Origin of the sequence: Brucella ciceri, from assembly GCF_041930145.1 — a bacterium.
Classification (GTDB): domain Bacteria; phylum Pseudomonadota; class Alphaproteobacteria; order Rhizobiales; family Rhizobiaceae; genus Brucella; species Brucella intermedia.
The window spans coordinates 651,459-676,949 of record NZ_JBHEEV010000001.1 but is presented as its reverse complement, the minus strand read 5'-3'; the positions used below and the strand labels follow the sequence as shown (position 1 = coordinate 676,949).

Sequence of the window (25,491 nt, the reverse complement as noted above, 5' to 3'; positions counted from 1 at the left end):
ACATGGCAGACGAAGAAGAAGCCCGTATCCCCGGAGAGCGCACCGAGACGATCACCGATCAGCGCATCGACAGCAATCCGGCTGTCAAACGCGGCGCAATCGCACTCGCAGTAGTGGCGTTTATCGCCTTTGCCATATGGTCTACTTCCGGAAAGGACAACAAGGATCAACGCACCTACCCTGAGCGTGTGATCATTCGCCAAACCAACGCTTTTGAGCCAGCAAAGGAGAAGGTGGAGCCAGTTGCGCCTGTGCCTGCGCCAAAGACGGTGCTTCCAATACCCACGTTGGAGCCTGTTCCGGAAATAGAAGACAAGCTGCTCGATTCCGCACGTCGGGCACCCGTTCTGGCCTATAGCCGGGAACAGGATAAGTCACCAGTACGGCAATCCGGTGACAATCCGGCACAATCGATAGATGGTAACTTCTTGCCGCTCGATAGCAACGCGATGAGCCAGGGACAGGTGAGCAACGATGAGCAACGGTTCGATAGTCTATTGCGACCGACACGTCTTGAAGGCGCACGCGCAGGAACGCTTGGCAATCGGAATTTCATCGTCGCGATGGGAAACTCCATTCCTTGCGTGCTCGAAACCGCACTCGCATCCGATCAACCAGGTTTCACGAGTTGCGTCATTGACAGAGACGTCCTCTCCGACAATGGCAGGGTGGTATTGATGAAGAAGGGGACGCAGGTCGTTGGAGAGTACCGCGCAGGGCTTCAGCGCGGCCAGAAACGATTGCTCGTTTTGTGGAATAGAGCGAAGACGCCCGAAGGTGTGATCATCACGCTGGCATCTCCCGCGACCGACGCGCTTGGACGCTCTGGTTTCGATGGCCACGTCGATAGGCATTGGTGGGAACGCTTCGGAAGTGCGCTGCTTTTGTCGATTGTGGGCGACGCAACCAGCTACGCCAGCAGTCGTTTGCAGAATAGCGGTGTCGAAGCGCAAGACACTATGAGCGCCGGTCAGCAAGCAGCGGCAATCGCAGTCGAGAAGTCGATCGATATTCCCCCAACGCTAAACAAGCACCAAGGCGAGATCGTCTCCATCTTCGTGGCTCGTGATCTCGATTTTTCGGATGTTTATCGCCTTCGCATTACCGAACCGAAGAACCGTATCTTCGATCGGGCTGTTTTGGGTGATTTCAAACCGGAATCGAAAGTGGTGACGAAGTAAAGGTTGTAAAGTATGGACAGCACGAATGCGGCAGTCGTTCGCGAACTGTTGTCACCAATCGCGATCTTTCTCGAGGACAGGTCGCTTTATGAAGTGATCATCAATAAGCCTGGGCAGGTACTGACAGAAGGACCCGATGGATGGTGCTCCCATGATGCGCCGGGTCTGACCTTCGAAAGGCTTATGCGTCTTGCGAGGGCAGTTGCTACATTCTCGAACCAGTCTATCGATGAAAAGCGGCCAATTCTTTCGGCAACGCTTCCAGACGATGAACGCATTCAAATCGTCATACCGCCTGCAACCACGAATGCCACGGTCAGCATCACGATCCGCAAACCTTCATCTGTTGATTTCGCACTTGAGGACCTGGAGGACAACGGCTTCTTTTCCGAAGCGAGAAACACAGGCGCAGCCTGTCCAAGATCGGAAACCAAACTGGCGGAGTTATACCGCAACGGCGAATATAAGTTGTTTCTGCAGCACGCCGTCATTGCCCGTAAGAATGTCGTAATTTCCGGCGCTACGGGTTCTGCCAAAACAACCCTTGCAAAGGCCCTGATCAAACACATTCCAAACCATGAACGAGTGATTTCGATCGAGGACACACCAGAGCTGGTTATTCCTCAGCCCAACCATGTGCGTCTGTTCTATTCGAAGGGCGGACAGGGGTTATCCGGAGTCGGTCCCCGCGAGCTTCTGGAATCCTGTCTTCGCATGCGACCGGACCGTATTCTTCTGCAGGAACTGAGGGATGGCACAGCATTTCATTATATTCGAAACGTGAACTCGGGACATCCCGGCTCGATCACCACCGTTCATGCCGGATCGACACAACTCGCATTCGAGCAACTCGCCACCCTCGTCAAAGAATCGGAGGCGGGACGTGCTCTTGAGCGCGTCGAAGTGCTTTCGTCACTTAAGATTGCAATTGATATCGTGGTTCAATGCAGGCGAATTGACGGTTCTTTCAGGGCTACGGAGATTTACTTTCGCGACGAGTTGGAAAGCTAAGCCTGAAACTAAGGGTGTCGTCCTTCTTGCTCCAGCCACGATCAGCGCTCAATCACCGATTGACCAAGGAAGTCCAGAAATGCGGCAATGCTTCGCGGAAGGTTTCGTCCCTGCATGGTTACGATTTGCAGCACACTGGCTTTCATGGTCTCGTCAACTACAGGAATGGCAACGATGTTTTCCGGAAGGGTATTGTCCTTACTGCCGGCTGAGCTGGAAAACATAATCGTTTCCGCGGCGAAGGCAAATACCTTCAGTGTTGCCATCGAGTTGGTGGAGAAAACGGGATCCATTGCCAGTCCCTTGGTAGCCAGAGCGGTGTCGATGAGCTGACGCTGGGTTCGGCCCTTGTCAGGCATGGCCATTGGTTCTGTTGACAGATCTGCAAGTGTAACCTGTTTCCGCCGGGCCAGCGGATGGGAGCGTGGAATCAGGGCGTACATTGGCCTTCTGGCGATACGCTCGATTTTCACCCCGGCAGGTGCGGAATAACTGTAGGTGATGCCGATATCAGCGTTGCCTTCATTGACGCGTTCGCAAATTTCTGACGAGTTTCCCACCCACACATGAAAAAGAACTCCCGGAAACTGCGCACGAAAATCAGCAATGATACGCGCCAGGCGATCGACCGCGAAGCCCTCGTAAGTTGCGACACGCACTAGCCCGCGCTGCGGACCGCGCATTTCCCGCACGTCAGCCAAAGCGCGTTCGGTGTCCAATGCGATACGCCTGACATGTTTGACCAGCAGTTCGCCTGCCGGGCTCAAAACCATCCCGCGCGGTCGGCGTTCGAATAGTTCCACAGCGAGCTCGGTTTCCAGTCGCGATATCTGGCGGCTGATCGCTGAACCCGAGACGTTCATCTGTGCGGAGGCCTCGGTAATCGAGCCTGTTCGGGCTACTTCCAGAAAATAGCGCAAGGCGATGTGCTGCATAACGGACTTTCTGCTTTGCCGAAAAAGCAACGATATGAACTAATTTATGAAATTGTGGCATGCCTGTCGGCTTGATATCAAGCCTGAACTGAGGATCGGCGGCACTTAGCGCCCCGATTTTGCTTTCAGGGAGGTTTTAATGTCTGTTTTCACCAGTGATGCCATTGCTGATGCAACGGCAATTCGCCAACAATTGCACAGCAATCCCGAGCTCAAGTATGAGGAACACGCAACGAGCGATCTGGTCGCTGAATTCCTGAAACAGCGCGGCTATGAAGTCAAAACCGGTCTCGCCGAAACGGGCGTTCTTGCCATCCTTGATACAGGGCGTCCCGGTTCCTCAATCGGCTTTCGTGCCGATATGGATGCATTGCCTATCCAGGAAGAAACCGGTTTGACTTACGCTTCGAAGACACCCGGCAAAATGCATGCGTGCGGCCACGACGGACATACCGCTTCGCTGTTGTTGGCGGCGGACAGACTTGCGCGGCATCATGAGCATCTTTCTGGTCGGATTACGCTGTTGTTCCAGCCAGCAGAAGAAGGCGGCCTTGGGGCCGCACGCATGATCGAAGAAGGCGCGCTGGACCGGGTCGAGACCATTTATGGTTATCACAACCGGCCCGGTTACCCATTAGGGCGGGTCTTTGCCAAGGCCGGACCTGCGATGGGTGGAAGTTCGCTTTATGAGGTCACCATAACGGGTAAGGGTGGTCATGCTTCCCGCCCCGACCTGGCCATCGATCCGGTATTTATCGGAGCAGGAGTTATTCAATCGTTGCAAAGTGTCATTGCTCGACGCGTGTCACCGCTGGACTCAGGTGTCGTTACGGTTACCCAATTCCATGGCGGCAATAGTCACAACGTCATTCCAGGCCAGGCAACAATGATGATCAACACGCGCGATGGCTCGCCTGAGGCTGCAGCGACAATCGACAGGGAACTTCGCCGGGTCGTTGCGCAGACTTGCGAGGCCTATGGTGCAAGCGTCAGACTGGAACAGACAATGCGGATTCCGCCTGTTGTCAATGACAACGATGAAACGGACTTTACAATAAAGGTTGCTGTCGAGAGCTTCGGCGCTGAAAAAGCCGGTTTCATGCATCAATTGCCCACGATGGGTGCGGAAGATTTTGCATTCTATCTGGAAAAGATTCCCGGTTGCTTCTTCTTTGTCGGTAACGGTGAAGATAGCGCCTACCTCCACCATCCGCATTATAACTATCGCGACGAAATATTGCCGGTGGCAGCGGGCATGTTCGTCGCAATAGCCGAACAGCGCCTCAAAAAAAATCCTTGAAAAGCCGGCTTCAGGTCGCGGTTTAACCCCTCTGCTTGAAGCCATTCATCATGATGCCGACCCTGAGTCGTCGGGAGGAACCGCATTACAAGGTGCGGATCGGACAGTACAGGGCCTGGAAGGGAAGAATTAATATGCAACGTTTTTTCAATGCGATCGAACGGGCGGGCAATAAACTGCCGCATCCCGTCATCCTTTTCGCATCTCTTTGTGTTGTCGTCGCACTTTTATCATGGGTTCTGGCAATCTACGGCGTATCAGGAGTAAATCCGAAAACCGGCGCAAGTGTCACCGTCAAAAGCCTCGTGTCTGGCGAAGGACTGGTATTTGCTCTGACCACCGTGGCCAAGAATTTTGTGATGTTTCCACCACTCGGTGTGGTGCTCGTTATTATGCTTGCCATCGGAGTTGCGGACAAGACAGGTCTTATTGCTGCACTGATGCAGGTCAGCGTGATGAAAGCCCCCCGCTATCTGACTACATTCGTTATTTTTCTGGTTGGCATGTGCAGCCACGTTGCGTCTGATGCGGCCTATATTATCCTTATCCCGCTTTCAGCGATGATTTTCCAGGCAATGGGCCGGAATCCTCTGGTGGGTGCAGTGACAGGATATGTAGCTGTCGGAGCTGGCTATGATGCGAGCCTGCTGATCACGCCAGCAGACGTTATACTCTCAGGTATTACAACAAGTGCTGCACACACTGTCGATGCAAACGCATACGTATCGCCTATCGACAACTACTATTTCATTGCGTCCTCAGCGATCATACTTTCAATTGTTGGCGCATTCATTATCGAGCGAATTGTCGAACCTGTGGCTGGTACCTATCGTGGTAGTGTGGTGCTCGATGTTCATCCTGTCAGTGAACTGGAGCTGAAAGGGTTGAAGCGCGTTGGTTGGGCAACCCTGGCACTCATAGCCATTATAGTCGCAGCCGTAGTGCCAGCCGGATCTCCGCTTCGCAATGAAAATGGTGGACTGGTACCTTCACCATTCCTGGAAAGCGCAGTGGCTATTTTTGCCATATTCTTCCTCTTCCTCGGCTGGATCTATGGCCGGACTGTCGGTAAAATCAAAACGTCACAAGATGGCATAAACTTCATGGCAGAAGCAGTGAAGGAGCTTGCACCGACATTGGTTCTGTTCTTTGCCATTTCGCAGTTCCTTGCCTGGTTCAAGTGGACAAACCTGGGGGAGTGGATCGCCGTAGGCGGCTCTCACATGCTCGATGCCAGCGGATTTGGCGGCATCCCGCTTCTGGTATCGTTTGTCGTACTGGCTACCGTCATGAACCTGTTTATCACGTCGGGGTCTGCGCAATGGTCCTTGATGGCACCTATTTTCGTGCCGATGATGATGCTGGTTGGTTTCGAACCGGCACTCATTCAGGCAGCTTTCCGCATCGCTGACTCCTCTACCAATATCGTGACGCCGATGAGCCCCTATTTCGCGGTCTGCCTCGCATTCTTGCAGAGGTATCAAAAGGATGCGGGTATCGGAACGCTTGCGTCGATGACAATCCCCGTCGCACTCGGTTTTCTTGTCTCGTGGTTGTTGTTCCTTATCCTCTGGATGGAACTCGGTCTGCCGATCGCACCGGGCGTGGGGTTGTTTATCCAATAGCGAGTCGCCGGGCGTTCATCTGTAATGCCAGTAAATTGTCTGAACCAGAGCTCCCTGGCAACCGTCAGGGAGCCGTTGGGCATATACGCGGGATTTCAGGGTGGTACGACGATAGTAATCAGCTCTGGAGGAGCTGATTACAGTTTCTATCAGGTCGCGCCACGCCGCTATCGTCGGAAGCATATTGTTTTTTCCGTCACAAAACGGGTGAAGCAGAAGTACGCGACCGACACCAATAATTATGCTGCTTTATCCTCTACAAGACGGTCTCTTCCCCGCTGCTTGGCTTTATAAAGATTCGTATCTGCACGCGCGATTGCAGAGTTGAACGGTTCACCTTGTTCCAGCGTTGTTAAGCCAAAACTTGCGGTCAGATGGAGATGCGCAGATATATGAGGCCATTTTCGTGAAGCGAACTCCAGCCGCAATGCCTCAATTAGCGTGACTCCCATGTGCATGGAGGTTCCAGGTAACAAAATTGCAAATTCTTCACCACCCAAACGGGCCACGCAGCTTCCACGCCCTGCCCATTTTTGTAACAGCTGGGCGAAATCAACTATAATCATATCGCCGGCGTGATGGCCAAATCGATCGTTCACCATCTTGAAGTGATCAATGTCTGCCAGGACAATTGTCACTGGTTCGCGCGCTCCTTGGTCAAGGTGAACCGAACTTATAAATGCCTGCATACCTCTTCGGTTACGCACCTGGGTTAGAGGGTCGGTGTGAGCCAACTCACGATAATGATGAATTGCATCCACGCCAGCTGCGATGACAATCGCAAAGGTCGTCAAGACGCCGCCAAAAAGACCTGTATACTGAACCATGACCCCTGGAAATGAGTTGCTCCACGAGCCAATCGGGCCCTCAATATCGTTGGATGATAAGTAGAATATACATTGGAATATAATTGAAGAAGCAATGATAATGAATGCTGCTATAAATATCTTGTCAGAAGCCGTCTTCTTCAGCGACTTTACACGCCAAAGAGAAATTAATATCAGCGATGCTGTGCCTACAAGTATCGATAAAGTCTCTAGCCGTACGCTTTGGTAAAGTATCAGTGATAGGGCGGCTGTGCAGAGGAATAAGCCTGCAACGAGCCAATCCAGAGCTTGAACGTTACCAGGTTTGAAGCGTTCTGTAAGTGCTCGACAGCAAATGAGGACGCCAGTCAGGATCAGCGCGTCTTCCCACAGCGGTTTAATCGCCGAGAATGTTTCGGTACGGATAAGCATGAAGCCATAGCCGGTTCCAAGCAGGCAAAGTCCGACACCCCAACGGGTGGTCTGAACTCCAAACCGGCCTGCAACGATCAAACCAGTACCGCAAAAAAGGATCAATAACGGAACGGACCATTCCAACGAGGAATTGATCATTTAATGTGGCCTTCTTAGAATGCAGTCAGGTCGTATTGGCAGCGAAAAAGGAACGTATGGTCAAGAACCATGCATTGTTACGCTTCATCAGTTCATCTGCCGGCTCCGCTTTCCCAAAACACCGGCGAGCGGAAGAGCTCTCGCAGACGGATTGAAAGGCCATTTCTACTGGCAGTAAGGTGGCTTCTTGTCACCGACCATGCCGCAACCACGCTTGATTTCATCCCTGATCATGTCGCACGAATTGCTTGCATTACACGGCGGGTGCGTTGCAGGTGAGATCTCCTTGCATTGATTAACAAGAACGTTTGCTGCCTTCGCACCGATCTCCTGTCTGCATTCTGTCGAGGATTCGGTGTCAGCCTCGTCGGCCATTTTTTTCAGCCAGCCTAATTGTTGGTTAAGGTGATCAGCTCTTTGGCGTGTTAGAAATTCCTTGCAATCTGCTTCTGAAACCATGATCGCATAGTTTACTTGCTGATATCGGCACTCACTATCGCGATACTTGATCCAGTTGCGTTGGCTCTCCTTGAGCTGCATTTGATTTGAGGCAGGCAGAGAGTTGACTACTTGGCTATAGAGATTATTCAGTCTGCGGTCTGCCGCTTTCAGGTCGGCGTATGCGACCGACGACTGCATTATTGCGAGGATAAGGAAACCCGCAGTCGCTAAACGTTTCATGTCCTGTCCCAACCTCTTGTTGTCGTGCATCCTTCAGTCCAGACGGTACCAGTTCCCGTTGCAATAAACTACTTGGTCGTGTAGCCGCCATTTACCAGAATGGTCTGACCGGTCATCCACCAGCCTTCAGAGACCAGAAGTCGTACCCAGGGAACTATGTCCCCAATATCTGTCAGTCCTGTTTTCGAGAAATTCGACAACGCTGCAGCTGTTTTGTGATAGGCAACCGCGTCGGCGCCTTCAGCTGGGTAAAAAAACGGCGTATCCATCGGGCCAGGTCCGATAGCGGTTACTGAAATACCTCGTTCTCCAAATTCCTTTGAAGCTGCGCGCGTGAAGTGTTCCACCGGAGCTTTTGTGCCGGCATAGCTGGAGTAGAATGGCGTATAGGCGCCGAGCAGGGAGGTGACGAGCGTGCAGATCTTGCCATTGTCCTTTATTTGTTTGCCGGCTTCCTTGATGAAGAAAAAAGCGGCTTTGGCGTTCACCGCAGACATCTCGTCGTATTCGGCTTCCGAAATCTCGGCCATTGGCTTCTTCAATACCTTGCCGACGGTATTAATAGCAATATCCGGCTTGCCAACTGCTGCAATGGTGTCGGCAAACAACTTCTCGGTTGCACCGGCTGTGACAAGGTTTGCCTGAAAGGCGACTGCCTGGGCACCCAATGCCTTCACTGCGGCTACCGTATCGTCGGCATCGGCCTTACTCGTCGCGCTGTTGTAGTGAATCGCAATCGCCCCTGCGCCGTGTACGGCGAGATCCCGCGCAATGAGTCCGCCAAGATTCTTCGCGCCGCCAGCAATAAGAACGGTTTTACCTTTGATGGAATGATCAACCATTAACGCGACTCCTTCAACTTTTTATCTACAGGTAACCCGGAGGCTCTTTCCGGCTACGTCTTGAATAAATCGGGAGACCGCTGTCAGTTAAATGAGGGCGGACTGACAGCGGTCTGTCACGATTGCTGATGTTGAATACGTTCGGGCGTCAACATCAGCCCTCGGTGACTATTTTACCATTTCATGCGAAAGCCCACTGTTCCCTTGACAGAATAGCTGTCGCCGAAGTTGTTGAGGCTGGTGTTGACAAGGCCCTCGCCATAGATCGAATACTTGTCATCATCCCAGTTATAGGTCCCGCCGATACCCAGACCGCCCCAAACGCGATCATTGCGGCTTGCAAAGCTCACTCCCTGAACACTGACCTTCGTTCCTTCAAGGAACTCATAGTAGAGATTGGCGATGGCGTAGACGTGGGTCCGGTCAAGCAAGCCCTTGTCATTCTGCCATGAGTTTTCATGATCAAGTGTAAGCCCGAGACGGCCCTGCAGGCTCTCGCCGTGATCAATGCTGACACGAGAACCGAAAACATCGGTAAATGCGTCAAAATCCACGTTCGAATAGACGAGCTGTGCTTGTGGGGTGAGGGACCATGCCGGGTCAATGGCAATCCGCTTGCCACCTTCCAGCGAGAAGGTATAGCCGAAGCCGTCATTGCCATCGGCCAGATTTGTGTTGGCAAGAAGGGAATTCAGATCGCTCGTGTACCACGTCACCTGTCCCTGGCCGTCGAGATAGAAGCCGTTTTCGCCATACCACGTCAGTGTGCCGCCAAAACCGTAACCGTCCGTACGGATTTCACCATCGCCGTAAACGGAGTTTATGTCTGTTTTGCCATGGGCGTAATGGATCGTCACTCCACCAATCAGCTTGCCGTTTTCGGTTTCAGTCAGCAGTCCATCAATACCGGCCTGGAGTTTGAAAACATTCTGGTCGTAATCGGTAGCCGAGGCCGAGAAACGAGGTTCGATGCTGTTATGGGCGCCTTCGATACGACCCCAGACTCCGTTGCCTCCAATCGCAACGCCAGCTTCTTCGGGAGCGGCATAAGGCGTTCCGACCGGATCAGCGCCCTGCGCAACAACTTTGTTGCCACTACCGGCCCAAAAGCGGTTGCCAACACGCTGCTGTAGGGTCGGTACGCCATTAAGACCAAGCAAGGCCTGAGGATACGCCTCATAGCTCGGTACACCAGCTTGATACAGCGGCGTTTCAGGTTCAGTAGGCTTGAGCTGTGAACGCAGATACCAGTCTCCGTCAGAGGGTGTTGAAGTGCCGCCCTGGTAAAGATGATAGGCGTATGCGCCTGCAACAACCGCCTGCTTGCCGCCAACCGTGTAATCGCCGATGAGCGAGAACGAGCCATTGGAAGCTCCGTTCACTTCGATGATACGGATACCTTCATTAGTCTGCGCGCCGGTTCCACCGACATTGTTGACGCCAACATTCGTCGTGCCCGATGTATCGCCATTGACGATGATCATATCCGTCTTGGAGTTGTCATCACCGAGCGCAACATCGAACAGCATCTGTCCGCCATTGCCGTTGTAGTTTCCACCGATGATCACAACATCGCCCACGGCATCATCGACCGTGGTGATAGTTCCGGCGTTGGTCACATCGCCGCTGAACGCGTAAACCCCGGCTCCGTCGCCTGTACCAACAAAAGTCGAGCTTGAATCAATCGTCATATTGCCGTCGAAGTCGAGCGACGCCATGCCGTCAAGGGTAGAACCGTTGTTCAGGAACACACCGGTCGTTCCTTCATCTGGCTCACCGACATGCCATGCACCGCCATCAATGGACAGATTGGCACCGTCCAGCTTGACGACTTCCCAATTGGTGATCTTGCCGCCATTCGTGGTCGCAGTCACACCCTTGAGCGTGAGCGTATCGATCATGCCATCGGCGACGGAAGTGTCATCGCCACCGTCAAGCACCTGCGAACCATCATAGCTCGATGCACTCACCGTTGCGGTATCGGAACCATCCTGACCGTAGAAACCACCAGTCAGTTTGCCGCCCGTCCAGTTGAACGTATCATCGCCTTCATGGTTGGCGATACCGTCATTGCTCTGGGGATCGTCCCTGTCATCGCCGTAAATATTACCGCTATAGCTTCCACCAGCCAGATTGAAGGTATCGTTGCCGAGGCCAAGGATCGCATCGCCGGTTACAGTGCCAGCGCTGTTAACAATGACATTGCCCCCGACCGTATCCGACGCGGTCGAATTACCAGCAGCACCGCCATCCCGAATGGCGATCTCGGATGTTGCCCTGACTGTTGCCGAAGCTGCAATATCGATGGTCGAGCCGTTTGCTGCTATCGTTTGGATGCCCGCGCCCGCACCGCCGGTTACTGTACCCACAACGCTGACCAACGTCGCGCCCGTACCTTGATTCCGAGCGAGAATAGCGGTGTTGCCAGCAATAGAGCCTGCGGTCTGTTTTACAGTCAGATCGGTTGCGCTGCTGCGATTTCGCGAATAGACGCCGTAGTTACCAGAAGCGATCACGTCACCAGACAATGTAATTGTCGTTGATCCGGTTCCCGTGTTGTCTGCGAAAACACCATAAGTACCACCGTTGACCGTTCCGGATGTCTGGTTGACAACGATGTCCTTCGCTGTGCTGGCGTTAAAAGCATAGAGACCGCCAGATACCGCTGCCGTCACATTTCCCGCACTGACGATCGTCGTTGAACCCGTACCCTGATTATTGGCATACATTCCAAAATAATTGCCGGAAATCGCTCCGGCGGTCTGGGTAAGGGTAATATCCGTCGAAGATGCATAATTGTAGGCATAGACACCATAGGTGTCATAAACTAAAGCGCCAGTTGTCTGGGTCTGGTTTATGATCCCAGCAGTTGTGATCGATGTAGCTCCAGTACCGCGGTTATCTGCGCGAATACCGTGCGTATAGCCTGTGATCGTACTACCTGCTTCCTGGGTAATGGTGATGTCTGTCGCGGTAGCCTGATTTGCCGCCCATATGCCATTATCACCTACACCGTTCACGTCCCCGGAGACACTGATTACGGTAGCGCCAGTTCCATATTGAGATGTATGAATGCCATCCCGCGCACCAGAAATGGTGCCGGCTGTTTGGCTGACGATTATATCTGTTGTGTCAACGTTATTACCAACGTAGATGGCATGGTTGGTTGTTCCGGTCACTGTCCCCGACGTTGTGACCATTGTAGATCCCGTGCCATCATTGGCGATATAAATAGCATCTGTGCCGGTTATGCTACCATTCGACGTGACAGATACGTCGCCAGTAGCATCATTGTAAACATCAATACCTCGGTCACCAGAAGACGTGATGGAAGAAGCATTTTGGTCCGTTATGCTTATGCCGCCACTTGAACTTACAACAAAAGCCGGGCCAGCGCCGGCCGAAAGACCAAAGCCCTGCTGAGTGACAACTGTAACATGCGGAGAGGATGAGATAGCGACCGATGTATCGCTGCCGGAAGCAGGACCGGAACAAGTCCAGGTTCCCGAAGCTGGCGTGGTTTCCACACAGCTACCTGCCCGTGATGGTGAAGACCAAACAAAGAGCGATGCAAACACCGCAGCTGAAACGGCTGACAAACCTGTAAGGGACAGCGTAAAGCTCGCTTCACAAGGCGCTATGCCACCAGCAACTCCCTTATACTTGCCGACACGACCTCCACGAAGCCAAGTCACTTCAGGCTGATCATTATTTCTGCTTTTTTTTCGCCCTGGTTTCATTGATGTCCCCTTCCACATCTAACTTGCATCCCTGACGCAGCCAATTTGCGTCGATATAATAATATCCGGCGTTGATGGCCGTCGATTTCTGGAAATCTGAATAATCATTTCCAAACCCGGATACTGTTCTCAAAATTTTCGAAAATGCCGCGCCCGTATCTGGAACAAGATAGAGAATACTTGTATCGCTCAACGCAAAATCACCATCGTTCATGTGATACTTGTAATCGGTATGTCTAACAGCATGCACTCATAAGGCAATTGCAGAAACTGGCACAAACTGTCACTTCCTGTCATTGCGGCGCCATTTCTTGTTCTGATATGAGCATCTGCGTCATGGCCGGTTCCAGAGCCGGGCAATTCCGGGTCTTGAACGTGCATCAGGAACGGCGGCGTGGCAATTCCGATAAATGAGGTTCGGATGATCGGTCCAACAACGGTCGTTATTCCGCTTTGGATACGGTACTTGCCCCAAATTCTGCCTCAATGGGAAGCGAGAAGCAAAAAGTTGATCCCGTGGTATCGCTGGCCATCAGTGTGATATCGCCCCCATTCTGTCGGGCAATCTCGCGTGATATGTAAAGTCCCAGGCCAAACCCTGTTGTAGTATGGCCAGGCGATCTAAAGTATTTCATAAATATCAGTTCACGCTCATCTGGAGTGATGCCTTTGCCTTGGTCAGTCACCGTAATAAGAGCCATATTGTGATCAGTCGACAATTGGATATTTGCTGGAGAATTCTCAGAAGAGTACTTCAGCGCATTTTGTATCAGGTTGTGTAGAACAATCTCTATAAGGGCGCGGTCACATTTAACCGGCGTTCTGCCACCATTCACGAAAGTAATGCGATCAGCGGCAGCCTCATCAAATCCCATCCGTGCCGTGTGTATAATCTCGTTGAGATCAAATACATCCGCTTGCCCGGATTGTGATTGTCCCGCATCTATCCGGTCGCCAGCCAGCACGTTTTCGATTAGCAATGCCATACGTTTAACAGTGCGGCTTATTTTGCTGACGCGTAACTTTATGCTGTCTGTGCCATCAGCCAATGAAATGAGCAGGTTGTCAGCAGCAGCTGCAATCACTGCCAGCGGGCCCCGGAACTCGTGGGACACCACGGCTACAAAGTCCCGTTGCTGTGCAAGAGCATCGTTAACCGAGTCGAGAGACTGCTGGAGCTTTATCTCAAGCAGCCGGCGGCGCTCCACCTCGGCTTCAAGTGACGCATTACTCTCCGCTAGTTCTGCCGTTCTCTCCTGTACTTTGATGGTCAACTCGCGCTCGGCTGCCTGCGAGATGGCCAGAATGCGATCCTGCTCTGCTCGCTGACGGCGTTCGGTACGTTGGTCAACCAAACGACCAGCAAGTACAATCAGCGCAAGGCCCAAGGCTGCAACGCCCCCGGCGGCGACAAGATATTGCCGTTGTAGAGCGCCCAAATAATCGAGCGGCGCCAAGGTAAGTAACTGGTACTGCGCGTTACCCAGCGGCTGATGCCGTATCAGATAGGAGTGGCCGTCGATCAACCACTGGTCGCCCCCTTCCACGTCCGCAATTTGCTGCACGGCCATCGCCTCTCCTGGACTCTCGTCGCTGTTTGAAGGCTGCAGGGTTTCGGGCGGCAAAACCGCCGCAACGTTGCGTAGCATGAATGTCGCAGAAGATGCCGTCGTTACTCGTCCCTGGCGATTCACGATCAATGCGACGTGTTGACCTGTCAGATAGCGTGCCATTACCGGTGCGTCAAACCGCACCGTAACCGACCCCAGCGCCTCGTCGCCAGTGCCCTCAATCCGACTGGTAACAAAATACGATGGCATCTGGTTCAAGCGAGCGATACCAAACAGTTGCCCGCTACCATCGCGCAATGCATCAATTAGATATGCCCGGCCGGTATAAATCTGTCCCACTATGTTAAAGCGATCAGCCCACTGACTGGATGTTACGGTATCGTGTGACAAATTGTTCATATAAATACGGGCATAGTGAAGGTCGTCCGATAGCCGGGTCATGAAATCGCCGACCAGACGAACGAGGGGGTCACTTGTAAGTATAGCTGCCCGCTCTTCACGCGTTAGTTCCGAGAAGCCCGGGGGATCAACCCGATAGCGAGACGCAAGTTCGATTACCCGGTTCTGCTTAGCAACCATGTTGGCGACGCTGTTCATCTCCGTGAACAGCCGATCAACAACGCGCGCCGTTGTCTGTGCCTCATACTCGGCGCTTGCAGCCAATCTCCTGGTCTCAGCTGATACTGCAAGGTGGGAAATCCACCAGCCAAGGCACGCCACTATAGCCAGCCATGCTACGGATACGCCCAATGTCAAAGGCGATAGAATTTGACGCAGCGGCGGCCCGATCTTGACCTTTGCCCGGGTCAAACAGCTTTTAGACATAAGCGGCGATACCGTTCAGATTTTTGATACCGTTCAGATTTTTAGTTGTTACTATCAGCCGGATTATCGGGATTGTCGACCCCACATCCGGCTCCATGGCAACCAACGTAATTCCCTTGTGTATCAAAGTTTGGATTGCCGTCCTTATCGAACTGAGGCCTGGTATCGATCTGTTGTTCCTCGCGGCGGCGACGCTCCCTTTTGCGCTCACGGTCGCGCTGTTCTTGAGCATAAATGCGATCTTGTGCGCGTTGTTCATCCTCATCGTGGCGTGCGCTCTGTTCCATCATACAGTTTGCGAATGCATCAGTGCCGGGCCTGAAACCGAAGGAGGTACAGTTGTCCCGGTATACATCATCTGCGGTAACGCATCCGGCAACCGCCAAGGGTAAAAACGCAAGCAGTAAATGTCTGGGTTTCAGGCCTGTCATTCAATTCTCCCATTGGAACGTGATAAAGGTATAAATTGATTCAACGCATTCGAATGTTTTTCATGCCGGAGTGTCAGGTTCTGGAAATATTAAGAAGTGATAGTGACATGAAGTCTATCCACGAATATGAACATTCGTCGTGGGTCTTGTAATATTTGAAGGAGGGCGGGCTGCACGGTTTTTACTAATCTTGACTATCGACCAGGCAGCCAACTCCATGGCAGCCGATGTAGTTGCCGTGGGTATCGTAGTTTGGTTCCCCGTTTCTGTCGAACTGGGGCGTCGTATCGATCTCACCGGAGTCATTCGGTCGGTCAACATTACATCCAATGCCGTGACAGCCATTATAGTCGTCCGTATCACGGTGGTTGCTCGTCGTGTGATGGTGCTTCTTCGGATGATCCGTCAACATTCCTTCAACAATCGCTCCCAGTACCGCGCCCGCTACTACCCCGCCAACATCATGGCCTCGGTGATCGTACTGGCGTGCTCCTGGATCAAACCCGTCGCCACGACCGTGATGATAGCCACCCACATCCGCAAACACACCCGAACACCCTTGAGCCACCCATATATAGCGGCTTTTCGGGTTGTATCCCCATGTGCGGTTTAATATGCAAGAGGCACTCGATGTCTGATGAATGAGCTGTGGCCTGGACAGGGGGCCAGCATAGCATTCATCATATTTATAGTCTCTGGATCGGCACTCTACTGTCGTTTGTGCCCCAGCTTCGAAGACGACGGGCGGTATGAACGTCCCACCAGCCAAAACCATTGCAGCTATTGTCCATCTAGACATCATCAACCTCCGGATACGGGGAAATTTCTGAGCAACAGGCTCCCGGCTTTTCATTCCATTAGAAGAACACACTAATTGATATACTGATATCCTATCAATAGACTGTTTTGTAAAATGATGAAAATTAATATTAATGCAAGCACTGTTAGCTATTACTGATATAACTGACGTTGACCGTCTCCAGCGCCATTAAACGAACAGGATGGTGAATTGGTTCTTGCTCGGGCCTTTTGAACCGCGGAGATAGCACAAAAAATTATCTACTCGCTCAATCGGCATGAGCCTGTGCGTGAGGCGATCCAGGATTGAGTTTGGGGACGAGGCATTATGCAGAACAAAACGCGTGTTATAACTTCTCGCAGGTAAATACCTCGACTCGCAGTTGGATCGAAGGACAGGGCGGCAAATGTCGGTGAAGAAAAATGGCTGTGAGGCTAAATCCGGTCAGGACGTTATTATTTCAACTGATTTCGTCGAGGAACGCCTGAGGAATGATTTCTGGCGGGAGGCTTCCCGACCCTTTTATGAAACGACACCGATTCCTGGAAGCAAAAGTGGTCGACTGGAGGGTGCCATAAGATCTCGCGAGATAGCCGGGTTTACTCTGGCTTCCGTTACATTTAACTCTCAGCGATATAATCGCGACCGACGTATAATAGCATGGAGTGGTCTGGATCAATTCCTCGTTGCGGTTGTAAAGGGAGGGGAAATCCTGGGCGACGCCGCGAACAACAGCCTGACGGCACGATCGGGAGATATCTGTATCCTTGATCTAACACAAGTTCTTCAGAGCGACGTGACCGCGGGCGGCACTCTGTCTACTCTTATACCGCGCGGAATTCTGGCGAAGGCGACGGGGCATGCAAATCTGCATGGTGTAGTACTGCAAGCACATCTTCCGATGACGCAGTTGATCACTGCTTACCTCGAGGGGTTGAATGGCCTGAGCGAACATCTATCGAATGACGAAATTGTCGCAGTGCAGGAATCGTTGGTTACGATTCTGGCCGCCGCCTTGCAAGGTTTGCGCGCAACAGGGATTGAAGAACTTCGCCCCTTAAGCATTGCCTTACGTCAGCGGGTTCTGGATTATGTCGATCGGAATCTCAATAATCCGGAACTTAGCCTGGACTTGATTATTCGTCGTTTTAATGTCTCGCGCGCGCATCTCTATCGTGCGTTTGCGGAAGACGGTGGCATTGCGGGCGTGATCAGAGACCGCCGACTCGACGCAGCTTTTCTTGAGATCACGCAAACAGACATGATTCCGCGATCGATTGCCAAAATCGCATTTGAACACGGATTTTCGAGCGCTAGCCATTTCTCGCGTAGTTTCCGTGAACGTTTCGGCTTGATGCCCGGTGAAGCGCGGCGCGAGCGGTTGTCTGAGCCGCTTGTTCCGGAACTTCGCGCACACTTGTTGAGATTCGGGAGTGGCGTTGAAAGAGCATGCCGGATGAGACCGCTGGGCAATAAAAGTGAGACATCTGGATAATGCACCAAAGACGTCATTGCTATACGAGGAGCGGATTGGCAAGAGTTCGCGTTCAGTGAGCAAGATTTAGCCGCTCTTCTGCTTGCCCCCGCGGACCTGTATGCCAAAAAGTTGCCGATACCGGTAACGTCGTGAATACTTGAGATTGACAATGTCAGATATCTTACGAAATCGCCCCAATTTCGACGAGAGACGTGGAAAAGATGATGCCGCCAGTATCCCTCTCGTATATGTGGTCGATGATGACGACGACTTCCGCGAGGAAATGGTCTTTGGTTTAGCCAGTCTGGGCTTGAACACTCATGGGTTCGAATCCGCTGCAGCTCTGTACCGAGCATATGCAGCCAAGCCGTCAGACATTGTTATTCTCGACGTCGGACTGAAGGGGGAAAACGGGCTATCCGCGGCCGCGCATTTGAGAACATCGCAATCAGTCGGCATTATTATGGTGACAGCTCGCGGTTCTATTGATGATCGTATTAATGGTCTCGAATCTGGCGCCGATGCCTATCTCGTCAAACCAGTGGATGTTCGGGAACTCGCTGCTACTGTGACGGCGGTCTTTAATCGTCTGGAGAAGCCCATAACTGTTTCGCCGTGTCCGTCTCCTGAATGGGCACTGGTGGAAAGCGGCTGGGTCATTACCGATGGCCGGGGGCATCGTCTGCGGCTCACGACATCCGAACAACGGATTTTGAGCCGTTTGTTGGTTGAGCGCGGCGCAATAGTTGAGCGGCATGATCTGGTCGTTGCGCTCGGAGAAGATATTTATGAGTTCAACTATGCTCACCTGGATACCATTGTGAGTCGCCTGAGACGGCGGGCCAGAAAAGCCGGGATCGTGCTCCCTTTGCATGCAATTCGCGGGAAGGGCTTCACCTTCGCCGATTGAAAATCGGTTCTGCAGTTCGCTCGATAAAGTCGACAGCAGCGGCGAGTGGGTGGACCGAACCACCTTGATCATCAGGCTCGCCGGGTTTGATGCTCGAAAGTGTGCGGTGGCGGTTTCAGGTCTGGCTGAAGTCAGATACATCCTTGTGTTGAAGCGTGAAACCTCCGCAATGTTAGACGCGAATTCCACCCGGGTTCGTGCCCCTTCCTCTTTTCTGCCGGAGACGGGGCCCCATCCCTTCAAATCAACCGGTCTTGAATTCACAAACCCGACGTCCCCTTGTTCTATCGGAAAGGCTTTGACGCACTGCTTTGCAGCGAAAGCGCCTTTTACCTAGACGGTAAAAAGCGGGGGCTAACGGCAGCTTCGCGAATACTTTTTTGATTTATCATTTTCCGGACTTAACGAACCGGTTGACTGCGGCGGCTGTGTCCATTTCCTTGCGTCGAAAATAAATGGCGCGACCGCAGCGGATGGGGCGGTGCCCCTGTACTATAATGATCTGTTCATCCTTGCGCATAGACTGGGTAACCTCATGCGGCATTATAAGCGGTCGACGCTGGAAATTGATGCTTTCAGATTTTCGGGAAAGATGGCTCTTATCCCATCCTTTGTTGCGTGAACTGTTCTTCACTTCTACCGTCATCTCCCCGCATTGCGCCGACACATTACGCGCGGTATCGAGCGCCTTGATCGCAGCGTAGCTTGCGAATGCGCATCCATCGATCCATGAAACTGCACCATCTTTGCCAAAATGGCGTTCCAGTTGGCCAACGGACTGGTACATCAGCATCAAGCTGATTCCGTATTTGCGCCCGCGATCACGTGCCTCTTCTAGTATGCGCATATAGCCAAGCAGATCGACCTCATCGAGCATGAACAAAACCCGTCGCCGGAATGCGCCATCCGCCTCCATCATTGCATTGATTAACGAGCCGATGATTACTCGCCCGATTGCCGGGTAGGAGCGAAGGATTGATGCAGGGATATTGAGAAATACGTCTTTTTCGCCCTGGGCTATTTGCGCTGGTTTAAAGCTGTCTCCGCAGACAAGGGATGCGTAATTTGCCAGGGATAGCCACTGGGTGTCCTTCGATGCCGTAGAGTAAACGCCTGAAAATGTTTGCTCTGTCATGTTGACGAAAACGCCAAGCGTCTCGCGAATAAATGTCGAGACGGAATTTTCCTGAACCTCACGCAGCATGGCAAGAACCGACGTTTCCGGTTCGGAAAGAATTTGACGCAGGCTGTGCAGATTTCGCCGCCCGGAAAATTCTGGCGATAGCATTACATGCGCCAACAGTCCTGTTAGCAAATTGTGTGCTTGGCTCTGGAAAAAAGACCCCGTTGAACTTTCAGGGCAAGCGCTTTCCGACAGCAGCATATGTGCGATGCTGACGATGTCTTCTTCTTTTTTGATCGACGTTTCGATCCCGTCAAGTACATTAAAACCGTTAACCGGGTTGGCGGGGTCGAGCACCACGACGTCTCGCCCGAGCCTTTTGCGGCGATGCTCGATTACCATCGATGCAACCTCGGATGACGGGTCCAGGCAAACGATCGGACCACTATAGACAAGGGCTGTGGGCACGACATTACTGGTCGTTTTAAACCCACCTGATCCCGCAAAAAACAGCATATGGGTTGAATCGAAATTCTGATTATAAGTCAGGAGTGGAGCTTTTCCACCGCGCCCCCAGGTAGACGGATTGACCGGATCGAAAGGCAGTTCATGGATGAGTTCCTTGTCGACACGATAGCGCTCGCCAACAACGATTTCGCCGTCCGCAGGAAAGAGCTGTGCCGCCGCCGACATCGGTAACCAGTCTGCATCTCCAAAGATTCCGCGACGAGCACGCTTCACCGTTTGGGGCACAACGCTAGAGATGCGCACGGATACCACTAAAACAACAAATCCAATTGCGACGCTAACCAGGGTCACCATATCGAGGAATGATAGAGCCTGATCCCATTGCAGGACTCCGCTTTCTACGAAAGGGGAGATGCGGGTGATCTCGCGCAGCGTGTAAAAACCCACAATAAGCAGAAAGCAAAACAGGCTGACCATGGCGACCGGTCGGCGCCGGTGCAGCGGTAGCAAGCAAACCGTCAGCAGTGCCCCAAGCGGCCCCGATAGAAGCACTGGTACAGGCGCAGCACGCATAAACCAGTACTGGAGCTTTCCTGACAAGCCTGCGGCCAGTTCGGTCCAAAACCAATGCGCGACATAAAAAGTAAAGCCAGAAAGAACGACTGGCACAAGAGCGAAAAGCAGACCCGGGAGCGGTATTGCTCTAATCATCAAATGCGATCTCCCTGGTTTGAACCTGGATTTTCTTCTGGCACTTCAGACCTGAGTGGGTCTTGCGAGAAGACGCGTCGTTCGTTCAAACATCCTTTCCGTCTGGACAAGGGGTTCGCCCGGCCAGCAGTCGTGCAGCCGTTTCATACGGTGAGCTAATTTTAGTGTTTATAGTTTTTTATGTTCCTGCGGCATTCTTCAATGTCGCGTCTAATATTCTGTGCGGAAAATCAATGTGCATCTTGTGAACCTTTCTGTTCGAACCGTAGGCATTGTGAGTTTGACTGACTGAAAAAAGATAGTTAAACATGTTTTCAATTTCAATCCCCCAAGTGCAACGGTGCAGCTCGCGAAGGGGACGGAAAAGTGGCGAGTCAGCTGCCCGGGTAATCCTGGGCTTTCACACGTATTGACTGCCGGTCAGGAGAAAAGACGTGGCGATAATGTTCGTGCGAGCGCAGATGATCAGCAGGGGCGCGGGTCGCAACATTATTTCTGCTGCCGCCTATCGGCACCGCACCCGGATGGTGGACGAACAAAGGGGGGTGTCTTTCAGCTTCAAGGATGGCGACGACGAACTGAGGCACGAGGAACTGGCTCTACCGGAGGCGGTTCCAGCGTGGCTGCAGACTGCTATCGAGGGGAAGACTGCCGCTGACGCAAGCGAGACACTGTGGAATGCGGTTGACGCATTCGAGACGCGTGTGAACGCGCAGTTTGCCCGCGAACTGATTATAGCACTGCCGGAGGAACTGACGCTTAGGGAAAACATCTCCCTGGTCCGTGAGTTCGTGAGAGACAACCTGACCTCAAGGGGCATGATTGCTGACTGGGTCTATCACGACAGGGACGGTAATCCGCATGTACATGTTCTGACAACGCTCAGACCCCTGACAGCGCAAGGCTTCGGTCTCAAGGTCATGCCTGTCCCCGGCGATGACGGAAAGCCACTGCGTGTGGCAGCAGGGGACCAGCCGAAGGGCAGGATCGTCTACACAGTCTGGGCCGGCAACAGGGAGACAATGAAGGCGTGGAAGATCGCCTGGGCGCAAACAGCCAGCCGGTATCTGGCGCTTGCTGGCCGTGATATCCGCCTTGACGGTCGTTCCCATGCCGAACAGGGACTTGACGGCATTGCCCAGAGGCATCTGGGACCCGGAAAGTCGGCGATGATGCGCAAGGGTGTCGAGATGTATTTTGCACCTGCCGATCTGGCGCGCCGGCGCAAAATGACCGCCCGACTGCTTGCCGATCCGGAGCCTCTCCTCAGACAGCTTGGCAATGAGCGCTCCACCTTTGACGAGAAGGATATCGCAAGGGTCATCCACCGCTATGTCGATGATCCGGCAGACTTTGCCAATATCCGTGCACGACTGATGGCTTCTCCTGATCTGGTGCTCCTTAAACCACAGCAGTCTGGCGCGCTGACCGACCCGATCAAGGGTCGTGTGAATGGCCGGGTGAAGGGCGAGGCAACGGAACCGGCCATCTTCACCACCCGAAAGATCCTGCGCACCGAACATAACATGATGCGTTCAGCCGATATCCTGTCTGGGAGGAAGGGTTTCGGGATTTCGGACGCTGGACGCGCAGCGGCATTGCGTTTCGTCGAAGAGGACAATCCACTGAAGCCGTTTAGGCTGGATCTTGAGCAGATTGAAGCCATTCAGCATGTAACGGGGGACAGCGGTATCGCTGCTGTCGTCGGTCTTGCCGGTACGGGCAAGTCGACATTGCTTGCAGCTGCGCGCCTTGCCTGGGAAAGCGGACATCATCGCGTCCTGGGCGCGGCACTTTCCGGCAAGGCTGCCGAGGGGCTGGAGGAGAGTTCCGCCATCAGATCGCGAACGCTTGCCGCGTGGGAGCATGCCTGGAATAACGGGCGCGATCAGTTGATGCGCGGTGACATCCTCGTCATCGACGAGGCAGGCATGGTCTCGTCGTTGCAAATGGCACGTGTGCTGGATGCCGTAGAAAAGGCTGGCGCAAAGGTTGTTCTGGTCGGCGATGCCATGCAGCTTCAGCCGATCGGGGCCGGTGCGGCTTTCCGGGCAATATCGGAGCGGATCAGTTCCGCCGAACTTGCCGGTGTGCGCCGGCAACAGGATGAATGGGCACGCGATGCCTCAAAACTCTTTGCTCGCGGTGACACCGCGGCGGGACTGGAGATCTACGCCAGACGCGGGCATCTGGTCGAGGCGGAAACCCGGGATGCACTGATCGGGCGTCTGGTCAGGGACTGGACGGATGCGCGGCGGAAATTGATCACGCCATCACAGACGGGACGAGGCGTGCAACCCGGGACGGGGATCGCAGCACCAAACGGTGGTGGCCAGTTGCCGGGTGATGCATTGCTGGTGCTGGCGCACACCAACAGGGATGTCCACAGGCTGAATGAAGCCTTGCGCAAGGTGATGCGGGAAGAGGGAGCGCTCGATGGCGCGCGCCGCTTCCGGACGGAGCGGGGCATGCGGGAGTTTGCTGCAGGCGACCGGATTATCTTTCTCGAGAACGCCCGTTTCCTCGAACCGCGTGCAAGGGGAAACCGTCCGCAATACGTCAGGAACGGCATGTTCGGCACGGTGGTCTCCACCGGCAACGCATTCCGCGCGCCGCTTCTTTCTGTCCGGCTCGACAGCGGCAACGAGATTGTTCTCAGCGAGGACAGTTACCGCAACATCGATCACGGCTATGCGGTGACAATCCACAAGTCGCAGGGCGCGACTGTCGACCGGACCCTTGTGCTTGCCAGCGGCATGATGGACAGGCACCTGACCTATGTGTCCATGACCCGTCATCGTCACAGGGCTGATCTTTATGCTGCACGCGAGGACTTCAGGCCCGAACGGGAGGACAGATCCCGTATTGATTACGCGAAGGGGATCACCGGCGAACTGGTCGAAACCGGGGTGACAAAATTCCGGTCCTGGGATGAGGACACGAATGATACGCCCTATGCTGATCTGAAGGTTGAGGGCGGGAAGGTCCATCGCCTCCGGGGTGTCGGTCTGCCGGCAGCCCTGTCTGCGGCGGGAGCTTCAAAAGGGGATACGGTCACGCTTCGCAAGGATGGCGTCGAGACCGTGTCGGTAAAAATTGCAGTCCCTGATGCGCAAGGCGGTGAAAGGCGCTTTGAGGAGCGCACGGTTGAACGCAATGTCTGGACGGCCAGGCTGCATGAAGCCACAGGTGTCCGCCGCAAAAGCATTGAAGGGGAAAGCCACACACCGGAATTGTTCCGGCAACTGGCCAAACGCCTCGGGCGCTCGGGCGCCAAAACCACGACGCTGGATTTTGCTGGCGAGGCTGGCTACCAGGCACATGTGCGGGACTTTGCCCGCAGGCGTGGTATCGACACACTTGCCGGGATTGTCGCTGGCACAGGGGCAGGAGCACGACGCCAGCTGGCGTGGCTGTCGCAAAAGCGCCAGCAGGTGGCAATGCTGTGGGAGCGAGCAGGTGCGGCGCTCGGTTTGGCAATCGATCAGGAACGCAAGGTTTTTTATCATGAGAGGCAATCCGAAAGATTCCCCATGCAGAATCCGACAGCCCGGATGTCCGTGGATCGAAATTCTCCGGGTTCGCCCCGGATCCGGCCGACTGACAATATCGGGCAGGGCCGGGAAGCCCGCTCCATACCGCCGCTGCTTGCTGCTGTGACAGTGTTCACGACCCCGGTGGAGACTGAGGCACGCGAAAGAGCTTCAAAAGCCGCTCATCACGTTCACAACCGTTCGCTACTTGCTGAAACAGCAATGCGGATCTGGCGTGAACCTGCCAATGCTGTTGAAACGATTGAGGCACTGATCCGGAAAGGCATTGCCGGTGATCGGATTGCGGCAGCCATTGCCAATGATCCTGCGGCCTATGGTGCCCTGCGCGGTTCCGGTCGGCTGAGGGACAGGCTTCTGGCCGTTGGCCGCGAGCGAAAGACAGCACTGGAAGCCGTGCCGGATGTGCAGGCAAGTGTCCGCTCGCTGGGATCGGGCTGGGCCTCAGCCCTGAACGCTGCAACAACAGCAATCGCCGCAGAGCGTCAGCAGATGGAGACCGCCATTCCAGGATTGTCAGAAGAGGCTAGCGAAGAACTCCGTCGCATCACAACTGCGATGCAAAAGAAGAACGCGCGGCTTGATGTCCTCGCCGGTTCGCTCGAACCGCATATTCGTCGGGAGTTCACAAGCGTCAGCCGCGCCCTTGATCTCAGATTCGGGCGCAATGCAATCCTGCGCGGCGACCGCGACAACATCAAACGCGTGCCTCCCGCACAACATTCCGTTTTCGAGGGGCTTCAGGACACGTTGAAGGTTCTTCAGCAAACAGTTTCGACCGCCAGGGCCCAGGAAATAGCAGCGATACGTCAGAGCCAGAAACTCGACCGCGGTCAAGACTTCCGGCACTAACCTGTTTGCGAAGTCCAGAGTCGATCCATTTCGTGCCGTTTGCCCCGGACTGTTGCAACATATGAACTGTGTCGACGGG

17 protein-coding genes are annotated in these 25,491 nt (G+C 53.6%); 7 read left to right on the top strand and 10 right to left on the bottom strand.

Annotation, left to right across the window (positions count from 1 at the left end):
• Window positions 1-2 precede the first annotated feature (2 nt).
• The gene (gene virB10, locus JNC63_RS03030) at window positions 3-1,181 is read left to right on the top strand and encodes a type IV secretion system protein VirB10 (RefSeq protein ID WP_006468256.1); all 1,179 of its coding nucleotides are present in this window, start codon (window positions 3-5) and stop codon (window positions 1,179-1,181) included.
• Between the two features lie 12 nt (window positions 1,182-1,193).
• Window positions 1,194-2,192, top strand: a complete 999-nt coding sequence (gene virB11, locus JNC63_RS03025) for a P-type DNA transfer ATPase VirB11 (RefSeq protein ID WP_006468257.1) — start codon at window positions 1,194-1,196, stop codon at window positions 2,190-2,192.
• Between the two features lie 41 nt (window positions 2,193-2,233).
• Here virB11 and JNC63_RS03020 read toward each other — a convergent pair whose 3' ends face one another.
• Window positions 2,234-3,127, bottom strand: a complete 894-nt coding sequence (locus JNC63_RS03020; RefSeq protein ID WP_021585419.1) for a LysR family transcriptional regulator — start codon at window positions 3,125-3,127, stop codon at window positions 2,234-2,236.
• A gap of 139 nt (window positions 3,128-3,266) precedes the next feature.
• Between JNC63_RS03020 and JNC63_RS03015 the strand changes: the two genes are divergently transcribed.
• Together JNC63_RS03015 and JNC63_RS03010 are read left to right on the top strand one after the other, a co-directional pair.
• On the top strand, window positions 3,267-4,427 hold the full coding sequence (locus tag JNC63_RS03015) for a M20 metallopeptidase family protein (protein WP_006468259.1): 1,161 nt from the start codon (window positions 3,267-3,269) through the stop codon (window positions 4,425-4,427).
• 134 nt (window positions 4,428-4,561) lie between these two features.
• A complete protein-coding gene (locus tag JNC63_RS03010) occupies window positions 4,562-6,052 on the top strand; it encodes an AbgT family transporter (RefSeq protein ID WP_006472036.1) in 1,491 nt (496 codons plus the stop codon).
• 239 nt (window positions 6,053-6,291) lie between these two features.
• Here JNC63_RS03010 and JNC63_RS03005 read toward each other — a convergent pair whose 3' ends face one another.
• The 8 genes from JNC63_RS03005 to JNC63_RS02970 form a co-directional block, all read right to left on the bottom strand.
• A complete protein-coding gene (locus JNC63_RS03005) occupies window positions 6,292-7,431 on the bottom strand; it encodes a GGDEF domain-containing protein (protein ID WP_374846111.1) in 1,140 nt (379 codons plus the stop codon).
• A gap of 165 nt (window positions 7,432-7,596) precedes the next feature.
• The gene (locus JNC63_RS03000) at window positions 7,597-8,112 is read right to left on the bottom strand and encodes a lysozyme inhibitor LprI family protein (protein WP_235691670.1); all 516 of its coding nucleotides are present in this window, start codon (window positions 8,110-8,112) and stop codon (window positions 7,597-7,599) included.
• 68 nt (window positions 8,113-8,180) lie between these two features.
• The gene (locus JNC63_RS02995) at window positions 8,181-8,954 is read right to left on the bottom strand and encodes an SDR family oxidoreductase (RefSeq protein ID WP_006468263.1); all 774 of its coding nucleotides are present in this window, start codon (window positions 8,952-8,954) and stop codon (window positions 8,181-8,183) included.
• A gap of 173 nt (window positions 8,955-9,127) precedes the next feature.
• Window positions 9,128-12,694, bottom strand: a complete 3,567-nt coding sequence (locus JNC63_RS02990; protein ID WP_031346157.1) for an autotransporter outer membrane beta-barrel domain-containing protein — start codon at window positions 12,692-12,694, stop codon at window positions 9,128-9,130.
• Window positions 12,663-12,908, bottom strand: coding sequence for a hypothetical protein (locus JNC63_RS02985; RefSeq protein ID WP_006472038.1), 246 nt, complete (start codon window positions 12,906-12,908; stop codon window positions 12,663-12,665). The genes JNC63_RS02990 and JNC63_RS02985 overlap by 32 nt, the downstream gene beginning before the upstream one ends.
• Window positions 12,909-13,137: 229 nt before the next feature.
• Window positions 13,138-14,928, bottom strand: coding sequence for a sensor histidine kinase (locus tag JNC63_RS02980; protein ID WP_374846110.1), 1,791 nt, complete (start codon window positions 14,926-14,928; stop codon window positions 13,138-13,140).
• Between the two features lie 203 nt (window positions 14,929-15,131).
• Window positions 15,132-15,521, bottom strand: a complete 390-nt coding sequence (locus JNC63_RS02975) for a hypothetical protein (RefSeq protein WP_006472040.1) — start codon at window positions 15,519-15,521, stop codon at window positions 15,132-15,134.
• 184 nt (window positions 15,522-15,705) lie between these two features.
• Entirely contained in the window at window positions 15,706-16,296 is a 591-nt protein-coding gene (locus JNC63_RS02970; protein ID WP_235691703.1) for a DUF3011 domain-containing protein, read from the bottom strand.
• 430 nt (window positions 16,297-16,726) lie between these two features.
• On the opposite strand from JNC63_RS02970, the gene JNC63_RS02965 reads away from it, so the two are divergent.
• Together JNC63_RS02965 and JNC63_RS02960 are read left to right on the top strand one after the other, a co-directional pair.
• A complete protein-coding gene (locus JNC63_RS02965; RefSeq protein ID WP_006472042.1) occupies window positions 16,727-17,815 on the top strand; it encodes a helix-turn-helix domain-containing protein in 1,089 nt (362 codons plus the stop codon).
• Window positions 17,816-17,966: 151 nt separating this feature from the next.
• The gene (locus tag JNC63_RS02960) at window positions 17,967-18,707 is read left to right on the top strand and encodes a response regulator transcription factor (RefSeq protein ID WP_006472043.1); all 741 of its coding nucleotides are present in this window, start codon (window positions 17,967-17,969) and stop codon (window positions 18,705-18,707) included.
• Window positions 18,708-19,095: 388 nt separating this feature from the next.
• On the opposite strand, the gene traG is transcribed toward JNC63_RS02960, so the two are convergent.
• Window positions 19,096-21,009, bottom strand: a complete 1,914-nt coding sequence (traG, locus tag JNC63_RS02955) for a Ti-type conjugative transfer system protein TraG (protein ID WP_085979565.1) — start codon at window positions 21,007-21,009, stop codon at window positions 19,096-19,098.
• Window positions 21,010-21,443: 434 nt separating this feature from the next.
• On the opposite strand from traG, the gene traA reads away from it, so the two are divergent.
• A complete protein-coding gene (gene traA, locus JNC63_RS02950) occupies window positions 21,444-25,412 on the top strand; it encodes a Ti-type conjugative transfer relaxase TraA (RefSeq protein WP_346484060.1) in 3,969 nt (1,322 codons plus the stop codon).
• Window positions 25,413-25,491 lie beyond the last annotated feature (79 nt).